This is a genomic window from Sphingopyxis sp. Root1497, assembly GCF_001427085.1.
Classification (GTDB): domain Bacteria; phylum Pseudomonadota; class Alphaproteobacteria; order Sphingomonadales; family Sphingomonadaceae; genus Sphingopyxis.
This window is the reverse complement of the sequence record NZ_LMGF01000003.1, coordinates 908789-929986: the sequence shown is the minus strand read 5'-3', so window position 1 is coordinate 929986 and position 21198 is coordinate 908789. Positions and strand designations below refer to the sequence as shown.

General features: G+C 66.2%; 19 protein-coding genes. 6 read left to right on the top strand and 13 right to left on the bottom strand.

What is annotated here, in order from left to right:
• Positions 1-469: 469 nt before the first annotated feature.
• On the top strand, positions 470-1285 hold the full coding sequence (locus tag ASD67_RS07790) for an energy transducer TonB (protein ID WP_162248555.1): 816 nt from the start codon (positions 470-472) through the stop codon (positions 1283-1285).
• 6 nt (positions 1286-1291) lie between these two features.
• Here ASD67_RS07790 and ASD67_RS07785 read toward each other — a convergent pair whose 3' ends face one another.
• From ASD67_RS07785 to ASD67_RS07725, 13 genes are all read right to left on the bottom strand, one after another.
• Entirely contained in the window at positions 1292-2074 is a 783-nt protein-coding gene (locus ASD67_RS07785) for an enoyl-CoA hydratase (RefSeq protein ID WP_056345639.1), read from the bottom strand.
• Positions 2074-3069, bottom strand: coding sequence for a cupin-like domain-containing protein (locus ASD67_RS07780; protein ID WP_162248554.1), 996 nt, complete (start codon positions 3067-3069; stop codon positions 2074-2076). Before ASD67_RS07780 ends, ASD67_RS07785 begins: the two co-directional genes overlap by 1 nt.
• Before the next feature lie 203 nt (positions 3070-3272).
• Complete coding sequence (locus ASD67_RS07775) at positions 3273-4550, bottom strand: serine hydrolase domain-containing protein (protein WP_056345632.1); 1278 nt, start codon at positions 4548-4550, stop codon at positions 3273-3275.
• A 103-nt stretch (positions 4551-4653) separates the two neighbouring features.
• Positions 4654-5991 (bottom strand): DUF389 domain-containing protein, encoded by a 1338-nt coding sequence (locus ASD67_RS07770; RefSeq protein WP_056345629.1) that lies wholly within the window; start codon positions 5989-5991, stop codon positions 4654-4656.
• 2 nt (positions 5992-5993) lie between these two features.
• A complete protein-coding gene (locus ASD67_RS07765; RefSeq protein ID WP_056345627.1) occupies positions 5994-6932 on the bottom strand; it encodes an electron transfer flavoprotein subunit alpha/FixB family protein in 939 nt (312 codons plus the stop codon).
• A complete protein-coding gene (locus ASD67_RS07760; protein WP_056345625.1) occupies positions 6929-7678 on the bottom strand; it encodes an electron transfer flavoprotein subunit beta/FixA family protein in 750 nt (249 codons plus the stop codon). The genes ASD67_RS07765 and ASD67_RS07760 overlap by 4 nt, the downstream gene beginning before the upstream one ends.
• A 107-nt stretch (positions 7679-7785) precedes the next feature.
• Positions 7786-8994 (bottom strand): ADP-forming succinate--CoA ligase subunit beta, encoded by a 1209-nt coding sequence (gene sucC / locus ASD67_RS07755; RefSeq protein ID WP_056345622.1) that lies wholly within the window; start codon positions 8992-8994, stop codon positions 7786-7788.
• Between the two features lie 113 nt (positions 8995-9107).
• On the bottom strand, positions 9108-9419 hold the full coding sequence (locus ASD67_RS07750; RefSeq protein ID WP_056345619.1) for a hypothetical protein: 312 nt from the start codon (positions 9417-9419) through the stop codon (positions 9108-9110).
• Positions 9420-9423: 4 nt separating this feature from the next.
• On the bottom strand, positions 9424-10563 hold the full coding sequence (locus ASD67_RS07745; RefSeq protein ID WP_056345616.1) for a serine hydrolase: 1140 nt from the start codon (positions 10561-10563) through the stop codon (positions 9424-9426).
• 142 nt (positions 10564-10705) lie between these two features.
• A complete protein-coding gene (msrA, locus tag ASD67_RS07740; RefSeq protein ID WP_082544900.1) occupies positions 10706-11380 on the bottom strand; it encodes a peptide-methionine (S)-S-oxide reductase MsrA in 675 nt (224 codons plus the stop codon).
• Positions 11381-11690: 310 nt separating this feature from the next.
• Positions 11691-12905 (bottom strand): pyridoxal phosphate-dependent aminotransferase, encoded by a 1215-nt coding sequence (locus ASD67_RS07735; protein WP_056345613.1) that lies wholly within the window; start codon positions 12903-12905, stop codon positions 11691-11693.
• A gap of 135 nt (positions 12906-13040) precedes the next feature.
• On the bottom strand, positions 13041-14888 hold the full coding sequence (gene pabB / locus ASD67_RS07730) for an aminodeoxychorismate synthase component I (protein WP_200937992.1): 1848 nt from the start codon (positions 14886-14888) through the stop codon (positions 13041-13043).
• Positions 14889-14925: 37 nt separating this feature from the next.
• Complete coding sequence (locus tag ASD67_RS07725) at positions 14926-15462, bottom strand: hypothetical protein (RefSeq protein ID WP_056345610.1); 537 nt, start codon at positions 15460-15462, stop codon at positions 14926-14928.
• A gap of 147 nt (positions 15463-15609) precedes the next feature.
• Between ASD67_RS07725 and ASD67_RS07720 the strand changes: the two genes are divergently transcribed.
• From ASD67_RS07720 to ASD67_RS07700, 5 genes are all read left to right on the top strand, one after another.
• The gene (locus ASD67_RS07720; protein ID WP_056345607.1) at positions 15610-17277 is read left to right on the top strand and encodes an AMP-binding protein; all 1668 of its coding nucleotides are present in this window, start codon (positions 15610-15612) and stop codon (positions 17275-17277) included.
• 139 nt (positions 17278-17416) lie between these two features.
• A complete protein-coding gene (locus ASD67_RS07715; RefSeq protein WP_082544899.1) occupies positions 17417-17851 on the top strand; it encodes a MerC domain-containing protein in 435 nt (144 codons plus the stop codon).
• Positions 17852-17964: 113 nt separating this feature from the next.
• The gene (locus ASD67_RS07710; RefSeq protein WP_056345603.1) at positions 17965-18429 is read left to right on the top strand and encodes a Fur family transcriptional regulator; all 465 of its coding nucleotides are present in this window, start codon (positions 17965-17967) and stop codon (positions 18427-18429) included.
• Positions 18430-18461: 32 nt separating this feature from the next.
• A complete protein-coding gene (locus tag ASD67_RS07705; protein ID WP_200937991.1) occupies positions 18462-19328 on the top strand; it encodes a hypothetical protein in 867 nt (288 codons plus the stop codon).
• 340 nt (positions 19329-19668) lie between these two features.
• Positions 19669-21192 carry a fumarate hydratase gene (locus tag ASD67_RS07700; protein ID WP_056345600.1) on the top strand — a complete coding sequence of 508 codons (1524 nt, stop codon included), beginning with the start codon at positions 19669-19671 and terminating at the stop codon, positions 21190-21192.
• Positions 21193-21198 lie beyond the last annotated feature (6 nt).

Sequence of the window (21198 nt, the reverse complement as noted above, 5' to 3'; positions counted from 1 at the left end):
CCGATATAATCCCACGCCTCAATCCCGATCGTGCCGGCCTCGACGATGAAGATCGCGAGGCCGATCGCGGGGCCATGAAAGCGCGGCTCGATCGCGAGCAGGTCGAGCAGCCAGCCGCCGAGGAAGACCACCGTCAGCAAGCCGCCGACCGCCCACATCGCCTGGAACGGCAGCCCCGCGATCATCGCGTCGATATGCGCCTCCAGGTCGGCGCGCCAGCGCGCGACCTCGTCGGCCTTCACCCCGCGCACCCGCCCGTCGCGGCCGCGATAGGCGGGGCCCATCGCGGTCTCGACGAACCAGCGGTCGAAGCGGCGCAGTTCACCGTCGCGGATCTGCCGCTGCTGATAGTCGCTCGTGAATGCCATGCATCGCCCTCCGCATGCCGCTTTAGCCAAATGCGGTTACCAGCCCGATAACAGGCGCTTGACCTTTGCCCGGCGATGGCGAACATCGGGCCATGCGATCTATGCTCCTCACAATATTCGCGGCATCCGCTCTGACCGTCACGGGCACCGCCACCGCGGCGCCAACAATGTGGCAGCCAGCCGGACCGGCGCGGCTCGACCAGCAGCCGACGCAATGCACGCTGTCGCGCGAATTCACGGTCGGCGAGGAACGGTTGCTCGTCCAGTTCCAGACGACCTTCTCGCTCGCGACCTATCGGGTCACGCTCGCCAGCGCGACGGCGCTGCGCGACGTCCGCCCCGGCAAAGTCGAGCTGGCGCTGGCGGGATCGGACGCCGCACGCGAATTCGATGCGCAAACCGGCACCGTACCGAACCGGAAAGAACGCTTGCTGCAATGGTACGCGCATGACTTTTACCTCCCGCCGCTCGTAAAGGATGACCAGAATTTCCGGTTTTCAAGCGGCAGGTTCGACGCCGAGCTGAGTTGGTCCGGAGCGGGTGAGGCCTTTCGCCAACTCGGCGGCTGCCATGACGCAGTCCTCGCGCAGGCGGGCGTCGATACGTCGATCGTGCGCGCAGCGCCCGTGTCGGCAAAGCCCGCAAACGTACCGGGCTACTGGGCGACAAACGCAGACTATCCTTCATCGGCCATGCGCGCGCGGGAGGAAGGCGAGGTCGGCTTCCTCGTCACGATCGGAACCGACGGTAATGTCAGCGAGTGCCGCGTGGCGAGCAGCAGCGGTTTTGCCAATCTCGACGACGGCACCTGCCCGCTCATCCGGCGACGCGCCAAATTCGAGCCCGCGCGCGACGCAGCGGGTGCACCGGTGACGGGCTATTACCTCGGCCGCATCATGTGGAAAATTCCGCAGTAGAGGGCGTCACCCCGCGCGTTCGCGCCCGCGCTCCATCACCGCGATCCGCCGCGCCTCGACTTCGTCGGCGCTGACGCTGCGGTTCGCCGCCGACGAGCGCTCCTGCTCGAGCGCCATCGCCGCGCCGAAGGGCAGCGCATAGCCGTCGTCGATCAACGCCTTGTACGCGCGCACCATCGCCGGGTCGGCGCTCGCGATATCGCGCGCCAATGCCTGCGCGGCGGGCAGCAGGTCGTCGGGCGCGACCACCCGATTGACGAGGCCCCAGGTGCACGCGGTCTCCGCGTCGAGGAAATTGCCGGTCAGCGACAATTCCTTGGCGCGGCCGATGCCAATCAGCCGCGACAGTTTCTGCGACAGCCCCCAGCCGGGCATCACCCCGACACGCGCATGGGTGTCCGCGAAGCGCGCGTTGGTCGATGCAATGCGGATGTCGCACGCCAGCGCGACCTCGAACCCGCCGGTGATCGCGACCCCGTTGATCGCGCCGATCACCGGCTGCGGGCACAGCTCGATCGCCTTCACCGGATTTTCGTCGGCGCCGGTCGCATTGGCGGCGCCGAGGTTGCTGGTATCGGCGCCGAGTTCCTTGAGATCGAGCCCCGCGGTGAACGCGCGTGTCCCCGCCCCGGTCAACACGATCGCGCGGATGCTGTCGTCGCCGGCAACCTCGCGCATCGCGGCGGCGAGGTCGGCGCGCAGCGCCTTCGACAGCGCGTTCATCGCTTCGGGGCGGTTGAGGGTGACGGTGGCGACACCGTCGTCGCGAGTGATGAGGACGAGGGACATCAGGCTATTTCTCCATAGGATGCGTAATCCTCTACATGGACATTCGGCCGACGAAAGCTGGTAAAACTCATGCTCGCCGACAAATCGAGCGCCTCGACCTGATGCCACCAGCCGACGGGCAGGAAGATCGATTCGCCGGGTCCGATGATCGTTTCCAGCACCGGCGGCGTATCGGCATCGCCCGCCCCGGCGGGCAACGGCTCGTTGCCCCAGTCGGAGAAGCAGTGGCGGCTGTTCTTCATCCGCGCAAAGGCCCAGGGCGGCGCCATCCGCACGCGCTTGCGGCCCAGCACCTGCACCAGCAGATTGTTGGTGAGGTCGTGGTGCCAGGGGGTGAGCGTGCCCCGGGGGCCGAGCCAGAAAAACCCGTCGCGGGTCCGACCGGTATCGAGCAGTTCGATCGGCGCCAAATCGTCCCACAACGGCCCGAGCGCCGCGGCGTTGGTGCCGCTGTTGTAGGCGGTCAGATAGATGTCGTTGCTCGCCTCGTCCTGACGCAGCCAGCCGATCAGGTCGCCGAAGCGGATGAGGCGGCGGTGGTCATCCTTGGCGAGTTCGTAATCGGGGTCGCGCTCGCGCTCGACCTGCGCCTCGACCACCGCATCGCCCGCGACGGCGGCAAAATGGTCGAGCGACCAGCGCGTCAGCGCCGGCCAATGGTCGATCAGCCCGGTGAGTTTCGCCGGGCGGTTGCTCTCATAATAGTGCCGGTAAAAATGATCGGCAGCCGGCGTCTCCACCAGGTCGAGCGCAAAGCCGCCCTCGGCCTCGCGCGCCAGCCGTTCCTGGTTCGCGAAGATCCAGCGCTGCTTCGCGATGCGCGCCGCCTGCCGCCGCAGCATCGCCGCCATCGGGTCCTTTACCAGTCGGTCGATCTCGTACTTCGCCGAGGCCGCCGACACCCCTGCGCCGACGAGCCGCGCCTGCAGCGCGGCATCATCGTCGCCGGCGGCGAGGCCTTCGGCGATCAACGCTCGCTTGTCGGATTGGGCCACGGCAGAATCTCCTTGGGTCCGCCCAACGTCATCTCGATGACAAAAGGATGACGATAACGCCGATCCTCCCTGTGGCGCAGCCATGGGGAGGTGGCAGCGCGAAGCGCTGACGGAGGGGCTATGGCGCGACGTTGCTGGCCCCTCCACCATTCGCTTCGCGAACGGTCCCCCTCCCCATCGCTACGCGACTGGGAGGATCGCTCTCAGTCGCCCATGGGCCCCTTGTAAGCCGGCCCATAGACCGCCGCGCGGAAATCGCGGTGCAGCGTTCCGTCATAGGGCAAAGTCTGGACGAAGAAGACCGCGGTCAGCTTGTTCGCCGGATCGACCCAGAACAAGGTCGAGGCCATGCCGTCCCAAAAAAATTCGCCCGCCGCGCCCCGGCTTTCCTCGGCACTCAGCGGCTGCCCCTTGCGCACCGCGAAGTCGAAACCGAACCCGACATTGCCTTTGCTCGGCAACCACGAGCGCTCCTTGATCGCCGGGTCGAGTTGGTCGCTCGCCATCAGCTTGACCGTCGAGGGTTTGAGGATGTGCGCACCGTCGAGGCTGCCGCCATTGAGCAGCATGCGCGCGAAACGCTGGTAATCGTCGAGCGTCGAGGCGAGGCCGAAGCCGCCGGGGGTCAGTTTGTGATCGCGAAAGTTCAGCACCTGCGCGGTCGCCGCATCTTGCTGCACCATCTTGCCGTCGCGCTTCTCGTACATGGCGGCAAAGCGCGGCAGTCGCGTGTCGGGCTGGCGCCAGGCGGTCTCGGTCATCTTCAGCGGTTCGAAGATATGGGTGCGGACATAGTCGGCGAAACGCTGGCCCGAGAGCTTCTCGACCAGCGCCGCCTGCACATCGACCGCGATACTATACTCCCACTGGCTGCCCGGCTGGTACAGCAAAGGCACGGTCGCGAGGCGGCGGTTCGCCTCGGAGAGGTCGATGTCGAGCGCGAGCGGCGCGGCGGCGACATAGGCGTCGTGCGCAGGAGTCGGTCCCGCGCCATAGGCGAAGCCCGCAGTGTGGCGGAGGACGTCGCGCACCGTGATCGGCCGTTCGGTGGCAACATAGCGCGGCTGCCCCGCATCGTCCTTGCCCGCATAGACGCGCATGCTCGCATATTCGGGCAGATATTTGGACAGCGGGTCATCGAGGCGGACCTTGCCCGCCTCCCACAGCTGCATCAACGCGACGCCCGTCACCGGCTTGGTCATCGAATAGATTTGCGCGATCGTGTCGCGACGCATCGGGCGGTTCGCGGCCCGGTCGGCCATGCCGGCGGTGCCGAAATAGACCTCGCGCCCGTCCTGCCAGATCAGCGCCGAGACGCCGCCCGCACGGTCGCTGGCGATCATCCGCTGGAGCGCCGCGTCGATCCGGGCCTTGTCGATGGCTAGCGATGGGGTCGCGGTCTGCGCCTGTGCGGGCAATATGGCTGGCGCCAGCGCGACCGCTGCCGCAGCCAGAGCCAGTGCTATTCGCGCGGTCCGCATAAAGCCATCTCCCACGGCCCTTCCTGGCGGGCCTTAGGCTCTACCTACCGGATTGAACCGCGTTCGTCAGCACGCGCCGCGGTTGAATAGGTCTGCAAGCCGATCAGGGCGCCGCCGCCGACTCTTCGGGCGTTTCGGCCTCGGTCAGCGCACCATTCTGGATCAGCCATTGCGGGTGTCCCGCCTGCACCGACGCCATGATGCGGTCGATCGCGGCGGCGACCTGTTCGCCTTCGGCCTCGCGGTCGCGCGCGACGACGACGCGGCGCGCCTGCGCGTCGATCAGCACCCGGTCTCGCGGCACCAGCTCACCGACGGTCAGCCCGGCCAGAATGTTGCGGCTGTCATCCTCGCGCTGCTCGAGTGCCGAAAGGCGGCGGTTGAGCTGTTCCTCGACCTGCGCCGCGGCATTGCTCTGCTGCCGGATCTGGACGATGCTGACGCGCACGTCACGTTTCAGCTTGGCGCGCACCTTCCGCGCGAGGTCGCTGTCGAGCTGCGACGCATAGCGGTCGACAAGGACCACACCGTCGACGGCGACCGCGTCATCCTCGATCCGCACGTTCAGGCTGTCGACCCGGTCGTCCTTTGCCAGCAGGCCGCCAAGTTCGCTCTGCACGGCATTGCGCGCGCCGATCTCGCGAACGATCGAGTTGAGCGACAGCGCCAGCGGGATCGATAAAACCCCGAGCGCCCCGACGATACCGACGACCTGCATCGCCGTATGCTGCCGCGTCAGCGACGGACCGAAATGGTTCAGGCGGGCGACGATCGTTGCGGCGAAGGCGATCGCCAGCGTATTGGTCAGGAAAAGCAGCGACGCGCCGAGCGCGAAATCCATTCGTCCGGTGACCAGTCCGAACGCGACCGTCGACAGCGGCGGCACCAGCGCGGTCGCGATCGCGACGCCCACCATCACCCCCGACAGCTTGCGCATGATCGCATAGACGCCGGCGATACCGCCAACGACCGCAACGCCGAGGTCGAGCAGCGTCGGCTGGGTCCGCGCCCGCAGTTCGGGCGTAACGTCGGCGATCGGCGAGACCCAGATGATCAGCGCCGCGACGAGGATCGCCACCGCCATGCCTGCCGCGAGCGTGACCAGCGAGCGTTTGATCAAATGGCTTTCGATCGTCGCCAGGCCAAAGCCGAGGCCCATGATCGGCCCCATCAGCGGCGACACGAGCATCGCGCCGATGACCACGGCGGTCGAACTTTGCAGCAGGCCAAGCGTCGCGATCGCGGCAGCGAGGATGATCAGGAGCAGGAATTTCTTGTCGAGCCGTGCGTCGCGCGCGACGCTCGCCAGAATCAACGAGCGGTCGAGGGCGTCGTCGCCCCCGACCGCTTCGTCATTCGCGTCATTCCGCGTTGCCCGTCGGCCGCCCGCGTTGAAGGGGGCATCGCCGAGACCGGGCACGCCGGGATGATCGCCGGTCATCGTCAGATCTTGCCGGTCAGCTCCGGAACGGCGCTGAACAGGTCGGCGACGAGGCCGAAGTCGGCGACCTGGAAGATCGGGGCGTCTTCGTCCTTGTTGATCGCGACGATGGTCTTCGAATCCTTCATGCCGGCGAGATGCTGGATCGCGCCCGAGATGCCGATCGCGAAATAGACCTGCGGCGCGACGATCTTGCCGGTCTGGCCGACCTGATAGTCGTTGGGGACATAGCCCGCATCGACAGCGGCGCGCGAAGCCCCGAGCGCAGCGCCGAGCTTGTCGGCGAGCGGGACGATGACTTCTTCGTACTTTTCGCTCGAACCCAGCGCACGGCCGCCCGACACGATGATCTTCGCCGAGGTCAGTTCGGGGCGATCCTGCTTGGCGATTTCGGCGCCGACGAAGCTCGACAGGCCGGCGTCGCCGCCCGCCGAGACGGCTTCGATCGTACCCGAACCGCCCGAGGTCGCGGCCTTGTCGAACGCGGTGCCGCGCACGGTAAGGACCAGCTTGGCGTCGCTCGATTCGACGGTCGCGATCGCGTTGCCGGCGTAGATCGGGCGGGTGAAGCTCTTGTCGCCCTCGACCGACAGGATTTCCGAAATCTGCATCACGTCGAGCAAGGCGGCGACGCGCGGCGCGATATTCTTGCCGGTCGTGGTTGCGGGGGCGAGGAACGCGTCATGGCTTGCCATCAGTTCGGCAACCAGCGGTGCGATATTTTCGGGCAGATTGTGACCGAAAGCGGCGTTGTCGGCGACATGCACCTTGCCAACGCCGGCGATCTGCGCGGCTTCCTTGGCGACGCCATCGACGCCATCGACGCCGCTACCGGCGACCAGCAGATGGACTTCGCCAAGCTTCGATGCGGCAGTGACCACCGCGAGCGTGGCGTCCTTTACCGACGAACCGTCATGTTCGACCCAAACGAGCGTTTTCATGAGTGCACTCCCATGGCTTTCAACTTGGCAACCAGTTCATCGACATCGGCGACCTTGACGCCGGCCGAGCGAACCGGCGGTTCCGAAACCTTGACGACCTTGACGCGCGGCGTCGTGTCGACGCCGTAGTCGGCGGGGGTCTTGGTATCGAGCGGCTTCGACTTCGCCTTCATGATGTTCGGCAGCGAGGCATAACGCGGCTCGTTGAGGCGAAGATCGGTGGTGACGATGGCAGGAAGCTTGAGCTTCACCGTCTCGAGGCCGCCATCGACTTCGCGCGTCACGTTGACGCTGTCGCCGTCGACATTGACCGCGCTGGCGAAGGTGCCCTGCGCCCAGCCGGTGAGCGCAGCGAGCATTTGCCCGGTCTGGTTGTTGTCGTCGTCGATCGCCTGCTTGCCGAGGATGACAAGGCCGGGCTGCTCCGCGTCGGCGATGCCCTTCAGGATCTTGGCGATCGCGAGCGGCTCGACCGCATCGTCGGTCTGCACCAGGATCGCGCGATCGGCGCCCATCGCGAGCGCGGTGCGCAGCGTTTCCTGCGCCTTCTGCGGGCCGACGGAAACCGCGACGATCTCGGTCGCGACGCCCTTTTCCTTCAGGCGGATCGCTTCTTCGACCCCGATCTCGTCGAACGGGTTCATCGACATTTTGACATTCGCCAGGTCGACGCCGGTGCCGTCGGACTTGACCCGCGGCTTGACGTTATAATCGAGCACCCGCTTCACGGGGACGAGGATTTTCATGGCTTTTAAAGCTCCTCTCAAAAATTGTGCACTGCGCCATAATTGGCGTTTACGTAAACGTCAACTAGCAGTCCCGCACCCCCTCTTCGAGGAGGGGGTGCTGGTTATCACGCGACCGCGCGGACCTCGGCGACGATCTTCTGTGCGGCGTCGCCCAGATCGTTGGCCGCAACGATCGGCAGGCCCGAATTGGCGAGGATATCCTTGCCTTCCTGGACGTTCGTGCCTTCGAGGCGGACGACCAGCGGCACCGACAGATTCACTTCCTTCGCCGCCGCGACGATGCCGTCGGCGATGATGTCGCACTTCATGATGCCGCCGAAGATGTTGACGAGGATGCCCTTCACCGCCGGGTCCTTGAGGATGATCTTGAACGCCGCGGTGACCTTTTCCTTCGAGGCGCCGCCGCCGACGTCGAGGAAGTTGGCGGGGAATTCGCCGTTCAGCTTGATGATGTCCATCGTCGACATCGCGAGGCCGGCGCCATTGACCATGCAGCCGATATTGCCGTCGAGCTTGATATAGGCGAGGTCATATTCCGACGCCTCGACCTCGGCCGGGTCTTCCTCGGTCAGGTCGCGCAGCTCGGCGAGGTCCTTGTGGCGGAACATCGCATTGCCGTCGAACGCGACCTTGGCATCGAGGACGAGCAGTTCGTCGCCATTCGCGCCTTTGCACACCGCGAGCGGGTTGATTTCGATCTGCTCGGCGTCGGTCGCGAGGAAGGCGTCATAAAGCCCGGCGAGCACTTTCGCGGCCTGCTTGGCGAGGTCGCCCGACAGCCCGAGCGCCGCGGCAACGCTGCGGCCGTGGTGCGGCTGCAGGCCCGTGGCGGGGTCGATGGTGATGGTGTGGATCTTTTCCGGCGTGTCGTGCGCGACGGTTTCGATGTCCATGCCGCCCTCGGTCGAGGCAACGACCGCGACGCGGCTCGAGCCACGATCGACGAGCAGAGCAAGGTAGAATTCCTGCTTAATGTCGGCGCCGTCAGTGATGTAGAGGCGGTTGACCTGCTTGCCGGCGTCGCCGGTCTGGATGGTCACCAGCGTGTTGCCGAGCATGTCTTTGGCGTGCGCTTCGACCTCTTCGATCGTCTTGGCGAGACGGACGCCGCCCTTCGCGTCGGGGCCGAGTTCCTTGAACTTGCCCTTGCCCCGGCCACCGGCGTGGATCTGCGATTTCACGACATAGAGCGGCCCGGGAAGCTGCTTCGCAGCGGCGACGGCTTCTTCAACACTCATCGCGGCGATGCCCTTGGGGATGGCGACGCCAAATTTCGCGAGCAGTTCTTTCGCCTGATATTCGTGGATGTTCATGAGGTCTGCCGGGCCTTTCGAGTCTGGGGCGGGGAGAATTGGCGCCGCCTAAGCACAAGTCAGACGCCAAGGCTACCCCTAGCTCCCGCTAGGGCGCCGACAGTTTTTCTTGATCAGCCAAAAGCGCACACCGCCGCCGAACTCGTCGTCACCGCCAATATCTCGGCATCCTTGAGCGCGCGGACCTTGTGCAGAAATTGATTGAGCGACAGGTCGCTGGCATTCTTGTCCTTGAGGCTGGCGAGCGAGCCGATCCGTCGCAGCTGGACGACGGACAGCCGGTCGACCATGCGTTCGGCCATGCATCCGGCGACGCGCTGCGACAGACCGGCATCGACGAGCCCCGTGCGCAGCCGCGTCTCGGGGGTCGCGCAACCCGTCAGCGTCAGCGCCGCCAGCACCGGACCCAGCAACAGCTTTTTCATCGCTTTATCTTCCATGAAATTCGGCGACCGCGCGCGACACCGCCTGCATCGTCGCCATCCGCGCCGGGATCGGCGACGTCGCCTCGCCCATCATCACCACGATCGCATAACGGGTGCCGTCGGGGGCGGTCGCGATGCCGATGTCGTTATACCCCACGGTCATGCCCTTGTAATCCTGCCCGGTACCGGTCTTGTGGAGGAAGGTCCAGCCGGCGGGCAGCCCGGCCTTCAAGCGCTGCGGCCCGCTCTTGGTGCGGCTCATCACGCCCAGCATATATTGGGTCGATTCGGACGACAGCAACGTGCCGCGCGCCAGCCGGGTGAGCGCGCCCGCAATCGCAACGGGGCTGGCGCCGTCGGGCGGATTGGCGCGATAGGCATCCATCGCCGCCTTGCGCGTCGCCTCGGGCAAGGCCGCGCGCGCGGTCTGGAAATTGCGCGCGTTCGAATAGCTTTGCTGCCATTTGAGGCCCGCAGTGCCGGCCTGCAGCAGCCGCTCGCCGGGACCGAAGCGGATCGCGCCGAGATCCTTCTTGTCGATGAAGCGCCGGATCGCGTCGGGACCACCGACGGTGCGCAGCAGGCTGTCGTTCGCGGTGTTGTCGCTGTGGGTGATCGCGGTTTCGATGAGATCGCGGACAGTCATCGTCACCGCCCCCTGCGATTGGACGCGCGCCGCGATCGGCTGGTGAAAGACGGTGAGATCCTCGGGGCCGATACGAACCTTCTGGTCGAGGCTGAGCCGGCCGTTGTCGACCGCGTCGAGGACGGTCAGCGTGACCCAGAATTTCGATACGCTCTGCTGTGGAAACAGTTCGGCGCCGCGCTGGGCGAGCGTCCATTCACCGTCGATCCGCTGCACCGCGATTCCGGTCTTGCCGGGAAAGGCTTTCCAGATCTGGAAGATTCGGTCGTCGAGACCCGCCGGTGCACGGCGGAAGCCCGGGTCAGCGGGAAGCTGCGGCGTCGGCGTCGAACTGCGCACCGGCGGCCCGATCGGCACGCTGACCGCGCCGGGGGGATTTTTGGTCGGCGGCACCGCGCGCGGCGTTGGCACCACGGCAGCACTGCTGACGCAACCCGCGAGCACCATGGCACCCATCAGAACCGCGAACGCCGCCTTGCCCGAAAAATCGACTTTCATTCAAACCCCGAAGCGACTGCGACCGTCATTCTATCCCGGCCTTTTTGGCCGGTTTCACCCGTCCCGCACCGGCCGTGCGGCGACCAGCGGTTTGCGACGAACGATTCCTTGCGCACGATGAGCGGCGGAACCTTTCGCCGGATCAGGGGGCCGGGGTGGCCCGCACGAGATTGGGATAGAGTCGCTTGAACGCCGCGAGCTTGGGGGCGTCCCAGCGGACGATGTAGCCGTTCGACGGATTCCGCTTCATGAAATCCTGATGACCGGCCTCGGCGCGATAGAAGGTCTTGTAGGACTCGACCGGCACGACGATCGGCTTGGCGAAAAATTTGCCCTTGCCGATCTGCGACAGATAGGCGGTCGCGACCTGGCGCTGGGTCGCGTCCATCGGCACGATCGCGGCGCGATATTGGGTCCCCGTGTCGGGACCCTGGCGATTCCTGAGCGTCGGGTCGGCGACGACCGAAAACAGCACGCGCAGCAGGGTGCCATAGCTCACCTGCGTGGGATCATAAACGATCCGTACCGCCTCGGCATGGCCCGACTTGCCATCGTGGGTCAGCTCATATTTCGCGGTCGCGGCGCTGCCGCCATGATAGCCCGATTCCACCGAGACGACGCCCTTGACGTTCGAAAACACGCCCTCGACGCCCCAGAAGCAGCCGCCGGCGAGTACCGCGGTCGCGCGCTTCGCCTTGACCGCTGGGTCGACCGCGGCGGCGGGCAGCTTGACCACCGTCTCCGCCTGCGCCGGCCAGACATGGGTGAAGATGACGACCCCCGCCAGCGCTACGATGACATGGCGGGCGAAATTCATCCGGATCGGTTTCACAGCGTCATCGCGAGCGCCGGCTGCTGCATCATCACGAGCAGCCCGCCGATGGCGAAGCCTGCGAGCATGGTCGGAAACCAGTCGGAGCGAATCATGGAGAGCATCGGTTTGTCCTGTCATATCTATCGTTCGTGGCCGAAGCCTTGTTGGTTACACCGAACGATATGACGCGCCCCGAGCCGTCGTGCAGTGACGTGGGTCACCTTTAGGCGGCAGGCCTTACTTTCCGGTGAACCGGCTGGTTGTCCGGGGTTCAGAAACAGCTGCCCCTCCCGCCTGCGGGAGGGGAGCAAAATCAGCTCAGCGCCGCGCACGCCTGCTGGATGCGCACGCACGCCTCCTTCAGCACCGCTTCCGACGTCGCATAGGACACGCGGAACGCCGGCGACAGACCAAACGCGCCGCCGTGCACCGCCGCGACCTTGGCGCTGTCGAGGAAATAGTCGATCAGCGCTTCGTCGGTGTCGATCAGCTTGCCGTCGGGGGTCTTCTTGCCGATGCAGCCGCTGGCGTCGGGATAGACGTAAAAGGCGCCGTCGGGGGTCGGGCAGTTGAGGCCGGGCGCGTCGTTGAGCATCGCGACCACCATGTCGCGGCGCTTGCGGAACGCGGCGTTGCGGTCGTCGAGGAACTGCTGCGGCCCGCCGAGCGCGGCGGCGGCGGCGGCCTGCGCGATCGAGCAGGGATTCGACGTCGATTGCGACTGCAGCTTGGCCATCGCCTTGATGATCCACGCCGGGCCGGCGGCATAGCCGATGCGCCAGCCGGTCATCGCATAGGCCTTCGAACAGCCGTTCACGGTCAGGATGCGATCGGCAAGGTCAGGGCAACGCTGCGCGAAGGTGGTGAAGGCGAAGTCGGCGTACCAGACATGCTCGTACATATCGTCGGTCATCACCATGACGTGCGGGTGGCGACGGATCACCTCGCCGAGCGCTTCGAGTTCCTCGCCCGAATAGGCGGCGCCCGACGGGTTCGACGGCGAGTTGAACATCACCCAGCGCGTCTTTTTGGTGATCGCCTTGTCGAGCTGCTGCGAGGTAATCTTATAGTTTTGTGCCGCCGTTCCTTCGACGATCACCGGCGTGCCGCCGCAGAAGGCGACGATGTCGGGATAGCTGACCCAATAGGGCGCGGGGATGATCACCTCGTCGCCCGGATCGACCGTCGCGACGAGCGCGTTGAACAGGGTGTGCTTGCCGCCGACGTTGACCGAGATCTGGTCGAGTCCGAAATCGAGGCCGTTGTCGCGGCGGAACTTGCCGCGGATCGCGTCCTTCAGCGCGACGGTGCCATCGACGAGCGTATATTTGGTCTGGCCGTTGCGGATCGCCTCGATCGCAGCTTCCTTGACGAAATCGGGCGTGTCGAAATCGGGTTCGCCGGCGCTGAGGCCGATGACGTCGACGCCCTCCGCTTTCAGCTTGGTCACCCGCGCGGTCATCGCGAGCGTCGCCGAAGGCTGGATACGGCCGAGCGCGGCCGAGACATGGGGCGGAAAGGTCGACATGGAAAGCGTCCCCTGATTGGCACTGGAAGCGAGCGATTTGGCAGAAAATTGCGCGGGGCCGCGCCTAAAGCTTCCGCCCGCAAATCGCAAGGCGATGCGGGGATAATTTACCTATGCAGGCCTAAACTCCGCCCGTCATCCCGGCGACTGGGTTTGAGTCCCGTCGGCGAGCCGCGCCGGGATCAGCCCGCGCAAGCTGTTGCCGATGAAAAAGCCATCGGCAAGGTCCGCGAGGCGCAGATGCGATTCGACCGCGCGCCCTTTCTCGATCAGTTCGGCGCGCAGCACCCCGGGCAACAGCCCGAGCGACAGCGGCGGGGTGAGCAGTTGGCCGGCGCGCTCGACGAAGATGCTGCTCCAGCTGCCCTCGGTGACGAAGCCAGGTTCGTCGACGAACACCACCTCCGCCGTTCCGGCCTCGCTGCGTGCGGCGTCGAAGGCGGCGCGCAGGCTGGTCTTGTGGACGAGGCGGAAATCGTCGGCAGCCATCGGCGCCGGCCGTACCGCGACGGGGACTGGCAGTTCGGCGAGGCGCGGCAGCGGCGACACCTCGACCGCGAGCGCGCCCGACGGCGCCAGCCGCATCCGCACCCGCGCCGCACTGCGCAGGCGGAAAGTCGCCGATTGCAGGACGTTGCGCGCACCGTGCCGGTCGAAGGTGAAGCCCAGCGCCGCCGCGCTCGCCTTCATCCGCGCCAGATGCCCCTCAAGCCGCTGCACCCCCTCGACAGGATCGAAAAGCATCGTTTCGATCAGGTCGAAACTTTCGCGCGCTGCCCCCACAAATTCCCCCTTGGCCAGACACTCCCGCCATTCCTCCGACGGCAGGCTGTCGGCGACGATGCCCGATCCCAGTCCCAGCGTGGCGCGAATCGGCCCGTCCTGCAAGCCGGATAGCGGCGAGCAGGGTGCCGGAAACACAAGCGTGCGGATCGCGACGTTGAAGGCCGCGTCACCGCCGGGCTCGATGAAGCCGATCGAGCCGGTATAAAGCCCGCGCGGGCTTGCCTCCAGTTCGTCGATGACCTCCATCGCGCGCACCTTCGGCGCGCCCGTGATCGATCCACACGGGAAGGCGGCGCGCAGCACGTCGACCGCGCCCTTGTCGGCGGGCAAGGTCGCGGTGACGTCGGACACCAATTGGTGGATCGTCGGAAAGCTTTCGACGCGAAACAGGTCGGGCACCGCGACCGACCCCGGCCGCGCGACGCGCGACAGGTCGTTGCGGATCAGGTCGACGATCATCAGGTTTTCGGCGCGCTGCTTGGGATCGGTGGCAAGCAGTCGCGCCGCCGCCCCGTCGGCCTCGGCATCGGCCAGCCGCGCCGCCGTCCCCTTCATCGGTCGCGCGATCGCCTCGCGTCCGCGCAAGCCGAAGAACAGCTCGGGCGACAGCGACGCGATCGCCTGTTCGCCGGTCCAGATAAAGCCGCCATAGCCCGCCCGTGCCGTCCGCCGCAGCCGCGCATAGACCGCGAGCGGATTGCCGATGACCGGCACCGCGGCCCGAAAGGTTAGGTTCGCCTGATAGATGTCGCCGGCGCGGATATAGGCGAGCACCGCTTCGACCGCGGCCTCGTAACCGGCGCGCGCGATTCCCGGTTCGACCGCGCCGATCCAGCTCGCCGCCGGATCGGGCAACCGCGCCGACACGGCATCGGCGTCGATCCGCTCGACCCGCTCGAACAGGCCGAACCAGCCGAGCGGCGTGCCGTCGCCTGCGGGCGCACCGCCGCGCCACGCCGGCGCCAGCCCCTTGCCGCCTTCATAGGCGAGATAGCCCGCGACATGCAGCCCGCGCGCTGCCGCCGCCTCGACCGCGTCGAGCAGCGCGGGGATTTCGGCGGCGCCGTCGGCGCGCAAAATCTCGACCGGATCGGCGAACAGCCGCGCCGCCACGGCATCCTCGACGCGCGCATCGTCGAGCAGGACGAAAGGCGCGCATCCCGGGCCGGGGAGCGGCAAGGCGACTGCGTCGATCATCTCCGTCCCGGCGGGTCGCCCCCGCCGTCCGCCACGATCAGCGGTCGCGCTTCATGCGGATGGTGCGGCCGCCATCGATCGTCGCGAAATAGCTGCCCATCGTCGCGGTCTTGATCTTGACCTTCTGCCCCGGCTTCGGCTGGCGCGGCAGCTTGGTGGTGTCGATCTGCACCCACACCGCATCGTCCTCCATCACCAGCGTATATTTGCCCGACCGGTCGATGCTCGCCGAACGGATCGTCGTTTCGACTTCCCTGATCTCGTCCTCGTCGCCGCCGAAAATCCCGCCGAGCTTGGGGAAGGAGAAGCCGAACAGCCCGCGCCGCGTCTTCTTGGCGGTCTCGCGGTCGGTGAAGGTGATTTCCTTCGCCTGGTCGGCCGCCGACAACTCGCCGACCTCGCGGTCGAAACAGGCAAGGCGCGCGGCGGCGTCGCCGATGTCGCGGCACGCGTAAAGTTCCTGAATCTGCGTCGGAAGCGGCGGCGGCGCCTTGTCCTTGGCGACGGCCGGAACCGCCATGACGGTCGCGATAATGGCGAGCGGCGCGATCAGCCGGAAAGACGGATGCAGCATCGAAACCCCCTGAAATATGGCGTGCGGACGATATCACCCCTGCCTAGCCGCCGCGCCGCCGCGCCGCAAGCTGGCCCTGTTGCGACACTGGCTTGCTTACCCTAGTGTCAGGAAGCTTCCCCCCGAGAAAAAGGATCTGGCATAGAGATGGATAGCGGTTTTTCCTGGTCGACGAAGTACAACCACCCCACGCCCTGGGACCAGGATTTCCCGCCGCTCTCGCTCCCCGACATGCTCGCCGCAAGCGTCGCGAAGCGCCGCGATGCGCCGATGCTCGATTTCATGGGACGCCATTTCAGCTACAACGAGGTCGCGCACGGGGTCGCCCGCGTCGCCAGGGGCCTGCAGGAACGCGGCATCGGCAAGGGGACGCGCATCGGCCTCTTCCTCCCCAACGTCCCGCATTATGTCGCGGCCTATTATGGCGCACTCGCCGCCGGGGCGACGGTGGTCAATTTCTCGCCGCTCTACACCGCGACCGAACTCGAGGCGCAGGTCGAGGATTCGGGTACCGAAATCCTCTTTACGATGAGCGCGACCGCGCTGCTGCCGACCGCCTTGAAGGTGCTCGACGGATCGAGCTTGAAACAGTTGATCGTCGGGTCGGTCGCTGGCGGATTGCCCGGCGCCAAGTCGCTGCTCTACCGGATGCTGCGCCGCAAGGAGGTCTCGGCGCTGCCCGACGACAGCCGCGTCACCCGCTTCTCGGCGCTGGTCGCCAATGACGGCCATTACGAACCCGCAACGATCGATCCCGAAGCCGACGTCGCGCTGATCCAGTACACCGGCGGCACCACCGGCACGCCGAAGGGCGCGATGCTGACCCACCAGAATCTCACCGCAAACGCGCGGCAGGTCAACAGCATCGACCCCGATCACGACGCCGACGACCGCATCCTCGGCGTCCTCCCCTTCTTCCATGTCTTCGCCAACACCTGCGTCCTCAACCGCACGGTGCTCAACGGCGGCATGATCGCGATGCTGCCACGTTTCGATGCCAAACAGGCGCTGGAGGCGATCACCCGCACAAAAACGACCGCGCTGCCCGGCGTGCCGACGATGTATCAGGCGCTGCTCGACCATCCCAACCTCGCGAAGACCGACTTCTCCAGCCTGCGCGTCTGCATTTCGGGGGGGGCGCCGATGCCCGCCGAGCTGCGCGAGAAATTCGTCGCTGCAACGGGTGCTTCGCTGGTCGAGGGCTATGGCCTCACCGAAAGTTCGGGCGTCGTCTCGACCAACCCCTATGACGGTCCGGTCAAGGCCGGCACGATCGGCCAGCCGCTGCCCGCGACGCACATCCGCCTCGTCGACAAGGAAGACCCGATGAAGGACGCCCCGGCGGGCGAACCAGGGGAACTGGTCGTCAAGGGCCCGCAGATCATGCGCGGCTATTGGAACCGCGCCGACGCCGATGGCGACAGCTTCACCGAAGACGGCTGGCTGCGCACCGGCGACGTCGCGGTGATCGACGAAGACGGCTATGTCCGGATCGTCGACCGACTGAAGGACATGATCGCGGTCGGCGGCTTCAAGGTCTACCCCAGCGTCATCGAGGCGCATCTCTATGAACATCCCGCAGTCAAGGAAGCGATCGTCCTCGGCGTCCCCGACGCCTATCGCGGCGAGGCGCCCAAGGCGTTTGTGACGCTCGAGGACGGTTTCGACGTCTCGGGCGAAGCGCTCGCCGCCTGGCTCAACCCGCAGCTCGGCAAGCATGAGCGGGTGAACGCGGTCGAGGTGCGGCTGAATTTGCCCAAGACGATGATCGGGAAGCTCGATCGCAAGGCCTTGCGCGCGGAGGAAGGGGCGTGAATTGTGCCGCCACCCTTTTTCTTCGTCACCCCCGCGAAGGCGGGGGTGACGGGAGGGCGCGACTTGTGACAATGAGACATTGTAACCTTTGTCATGATATGCCATATCCACCATCGCAATTGCCCCAACGGAGAATCGGGTGACCCACGTCGCCAGCCACGACCATGCCACGACGCGCCTCGGCGCGCTGGTCCGGGCTGCGCGCGATTCGAAGCCGCTGACCTCGCTGTCGGGCGACCAGCTGGCGATGGGCCTGTCGGGGCTGTGCCTCGTCCACTGCCTCGCGACGACGGTCTTTTTCGCCTCGATCGCCTCGGTCGGCGGGGTGATGTTCGACAATCACCTGTTCCACGAAGTCGGCCTCGTCGTCGCGATCGGCTTCGCGCTGATCACGCTCGTCTCGGGTGTGCTCAGCCATGGCTATATGATGCCCTTCGCGGTCGGCAGTTTCGGGCTGGGCATGATGGGCGGCGCGCTGTCGCGGCCGCATGACGGCAGCGAAGTGCTGGCGACGATGATCGGCGTCGCGATCGTCGCGCTCGGCCACGACCTCAACCGGCGGGCACGGCACTAGCGCGCCGAAACGGACCGGTCCGCCGCTTGCGGCACCCCTGCAAAGAGCCTACATTGTGCCCAGTTGGGCAGATTGGCGCGCGCCATTTCGGCCACGCGCATAAGGAAACGCCGATGGGCAAGCATGATCATCCGCACGTCGAGGCCAGTGGCGCCTCGCTCGCCAGTGCCGCGCAGACCGCGCTCGAGGCTGCGGGCGAAGCCTGGACCGACATGCGCGCGCAGATTTTTGACGCCGTCGCCGAGATCGGCAAGCCCGCCAGCGCCTATGAAATCGCCGACATCGTGTCGAAGAACCGCGGCAAGCGCGTCGCGCCGAACAGCGTCTATCGCATCCTCGACCTGTTCGTGGCGAACAACCTCGTCCGCCGGGTCGAAAGCGCCAATGCCTTTGTCGCCAACAGCCATCCCGGTTGCCTCCACGACTGCATCTTCCTGATCTGCGACAGCTGCGGGTCCGCCGTTCATATCGACAACGACAAATTGTCCGACGGCGTCCGCGCCGCCGCCGACGCGACCGGCTTTGCCGCCGAACGCCCGGTGATCGAAGTGCGCGGCAAATGCGCCGAGTGCCAATAGGGCGCCCCGATCGCACCCCGTCGGACCCGTAAATGGCTGGCGGGGGGCTCCATCGCTGGATCGAGGCGCAGCGCACGCGCCCGCCCGCCCCGACCCGCTGGTGGGTGCTGACCGTCGCGATGGGGGCCGCCATGCTCCTGTTCGGCCTTCACCTCGGGCGGGTCTTCCCGGCCGATGCCGCGGCGATCCACCCCGGCTATGGCGCGCCGGTCATCGCCTTCGAATTCGCACGCGGCGAGGCCGATCTGTTCGCGGTCTTCGGCACCAGCGCCGATCCGTTGCAGGTCGCCCGCCTCGCCGCGATGCGCGCGGGCAACGAGCAGGACTATCTGTTCATGCTGCTCTACGCCGCCTTCCTCGGCAGCGGCTGTTTCGCGCTGTGGCGCGAACTCCGGCTGCGCTGGCTGCTCGCCGCTGTCGCCCTGCCGATTTTCGCCGCGCTCTGCGACGCTTATGAGAATTGGCTGCTGTTCGACATCCAGGCGGCCTTCACGCTGGGCGACTATTCGCCCGCCATGGCCAGCCTGCCCTGGCCGGTCGCGGCCAAATTCCTCGCGCTCACCCTGACCAATGTCGCGATCGGCTATGCCATGGTGCAGATGGGGCGATGGTGGCAGTTCGCAGGCACGCTCGTCCTGATCCCCTGCCTCGCCACGATCATGGCGCTGATCGCCCCCGCCGCCTTCGGCTGGACGTTGACCGCGGTCATCGGCGCCGGCTGGTTCGCGCTGCTCGTCATGGCGGCGATCGGCGCATGGTACGCGCTGGTTCGCCGCGAGCCGCTGGTCAATTTCGATCCCGAAACCCCGCACCGCCGCGCCGCCGATCGCGACGAACCCGAAATTTCGCTCGCGCCCGGCAAGCGCCGCCATTTCGGGCGCCGAAAGGAAGATATTTAGGGTCCGTACTCCCTTACAGCACCGTCGAGGTTTGAGGCAAAATGGCCCACTGCGAGGAGAGAAGGCGAAGACATATGTCAATATTTCGAGACTTCTCGACGAAGCAATGGGCCATTTTGGTCAAACCCCTTCGGGACGCCCAAATGGCTTCCATCTCGAACCGAAAGCCGCTTGGAAAGGCAACCAGCCTTCCCGGCGCACCTTTCGGTCCGACCTGTTCGCCATTTGGGCGCCTCGACGGTGCTGTAAGGGAGTACGGACCCTTAGCCTCTTTTCGTCGCGGCGCGGCGGGTCTAGGGACACGGGCGAATCCTGACACAGGGCAAAGGGGACTGCACCCATGAACACCGTCATCATCCGCGAGGACGACCTCGTCGAAACCATCGCCGACGCGCTCCAGTACATCAGCTATTTCCACCCGATGGACTATATCCGCGCATTGGGCGCCGCCTATGAGCGCGAGGTCTCGCCCGCCGCGAAGGACGCGATGGCGCAGATATTGTCGAACAGCCGCATGTGCGCCGAGGGGCATCGCCCCATCTGCCAGGACACCGGCATCGTCACCGTCTTCATCAAATGGGGCATGGATTGCCGCCTCGACTCGCCCCGCAGCCTGCAACAGGTCGTCGATGAAGGCGTGCGCCGCGCCTATCTCCACCCCGAAAACAAGCTGCGCGCCTCGATCCTCGCCGACCCGGCGTTCAGCCGCGTCAACACCAAGGACAACACGCCCTCGGTGCTCAATGTCGAAATGGTCCCCGGCGCCAAGGTCGTGATCGACGTCGCCGCGAAGGGCGGCGGCAGCGAGAACAAGTCGAAGTTCAAGATGCTGAACCCGTCCGACAGCATCGTCGACTGGGTGCTCGAAATGGTGCCGCAGATGGGCGCCGGCTGGTGCCCGCCGGGCATGCTCGGCATCGGCATCGGCGGCACCGCCGAAAAGGCGATGCTGCTGGCGAAGCAGTCGCTGATGGACCCGATCGATATGACCGAACTGCTCGCGCGCGGTCCGTCGAACCCGACCGAGGAACTGCGCGTCGAGCTGTATGAAAAGGTCAATGCGCTCGGCATCGGCGCGCAGGGCCTCGGCGGCCTCGCCACCGTGCTCGACGTCAAGATCGCCGACTGGCCGACCCACGCCGCATCGAAGCCCGTCGCGATGATCCCCAACTGCGCCGCGACCCGCCACGCGCATGTCACCCTCGACGGCAGCGGCCCGGCGTTTCTCGAACCGCCGAAACTCGCAGATTATCCACAGATCGACTGGAAACCCGACCAGGCGGCGATCCGCGTCGACCTTGACAATCTCACGCCCGAAGTCGTCGCGAGCTGGAAGCAGGGCGACCGCCTGCTCCTCAACGGCAAGATGCTCACCGGCCGCGACGCCGCGCACAAGCGCATCGCCGAGATGCTCGCCAAGGGCGAAGAGCTGCCCGTCGCGTTCAAGGACCGCGTCATCTATTATGTCGGCCCGGTCGATCCGGTCGGCGAAGAAATCGTCGGCCCCGCAGGTCCCACCACCGCGACGCGCATGGACAAGTTCATGGACATGATGCTCGATCAGGGCCTGCTCGCCTGCGTCGGCAAGGCCGAACGCGGCCCCGCCGCGACGCAGGCGATCGCGAAGCACAAGAGCGCCTATCTGATGGCGGTCGGCGGCGCCGCCTATCTCGTCGCGCGCGCGATCAAGGGCAGCAAGGTCGTCGGCTTCGCCGACCTCGGCATGGAAGCGATCTACGAGTTCGAGGTGCAGGACTTCCCGGTGACCGTCGCGGTCGACAGCGAGGGCCAGAATGTCCACGTCAACGCCCCCGCGCTGTGGCAAAGGCGAATCAAGGACGAAGGGTTGCTGGAGAAGGCATAAGGTCCG

Bases quoted from the DNA above. Each gene is read 5' to 3' on its own strand.
- msrA (WP_082544900.1), bottom strand. From the start codon at position 11,380: ATGAATTTCGCCCGCCATGTCATCGTAGCGCTGGCGGGGGTCGTCATC.
- ASD67_RS07735 (WP_056345613.1), bottom strand. From the start codon at position 12,905: ATGTCGACCTTTCCGCCCCATGTCTCGGCCGCGCTCGGCCGTATCCAG.
- ASD67_RS07725 (WP_056345610.1), bottom strand. From the start codon at position 15,462: ATGCTGCATCCGTCTTTCCGGCTGATCGCGCCGCTCGCCATTATCGCG.
- ASD67_RS07720 (WP_056345607.1), top strand. From the start codon at position 15,610: ATGGATAGCGGTTTTTCCTGGTCGACGAAGTACAACCACCCCACGCCC.
- ASD67_RS07775 (WP_056345632.1), bottom strand. From the start codon at position 4,550: ATGCGGACCGCGCGAATAGCACTGGCTCTGGCTGCGGCAGCGGTCGCG.
- ASD67_RS07750 (WP_056345619.1), bottom strand. From the start codon at position 9,419: ATGAAAAAGCTGTTGCTGGGTCCGGTGCTGGCGGCGCTGACGCTGACG.
- ASD67_RS07790 (WP_162248555.1), top strand. From the start codon at position 470: ATGCTCCTCACAATATTCGCGGCATCCGCTCTGACCGTCACGGGCACC.
- ASD67_RS07710 (WP_056345603.1), top strand. From the start codon at position 17,965: ATGGGCAAGCATGATCATCCGCACGTCGAGGCCAGTGGCGCCTCGCTC.
- ASD67_RS07760 (WP_056345625.1), bottom strand. From the start codon at position 7,678: ATGAAAATCCTCGTCCCCGTGAAGCGGGTGCTCGATTATAACGTCAAG.
- sucC (WP_056345622.1), bottom strand. From the start codon at position 8,994: ATGAACATCCACGAATATCAGGCGAAAGAACTGCTCGCGAAATTTGGC.
- ASD67_RS07745 (WP_056345616.1), bottom strand. From the start codon at position 10,563: ATGAAAGTCGATTTTTCGGGCAAGGCGGCGTTCGCGGTTCTGATGGGT.
- ASD67_RS07700 (WP_056345600.1), top strand. From the start codon at position 19,669: ATGAACACCGTCATCATCCGCGAGGACGACCTCGTCGAAACCATCGCC.
- pabB (WP_200937992.1), bottom strand. From the start codon at position 14,888: ATGATCGACGCAGTCGCCTTGCCGCTCCCCGGCCCGGGATGCGCGCCT.
- ASD67_RS07785 (WP_056345639.1), bottom strand. From the start codon at position 2,074: ATGTCCCTCGTCCTCATCACTCGCGACGACGGTGTCGCCACCGTCACC.
- ASD67_RS07770 (WP_056345629.1), bottom strand. From the start codon at position 5,991: ATGACCGGCGATCATCCCGGCGTGCCCGGTCTCGGCGATGCCCCCTTC.
- ASD67_RS07765 (WP_056345627.1), bottom strand. From the start codon at position 6,932: ATGAAAACGCTCGTTTGGGTCGAACATGACGGTTCGTCGGTAAAGGAC.
- ASD67_RS07705 (WP_200937991.1), top strand. From the start codon at position 18,462: ATGGCTGGCGGGGGGCTCCATCGCTGGATCGAGGCGCAGCGCACGCGC.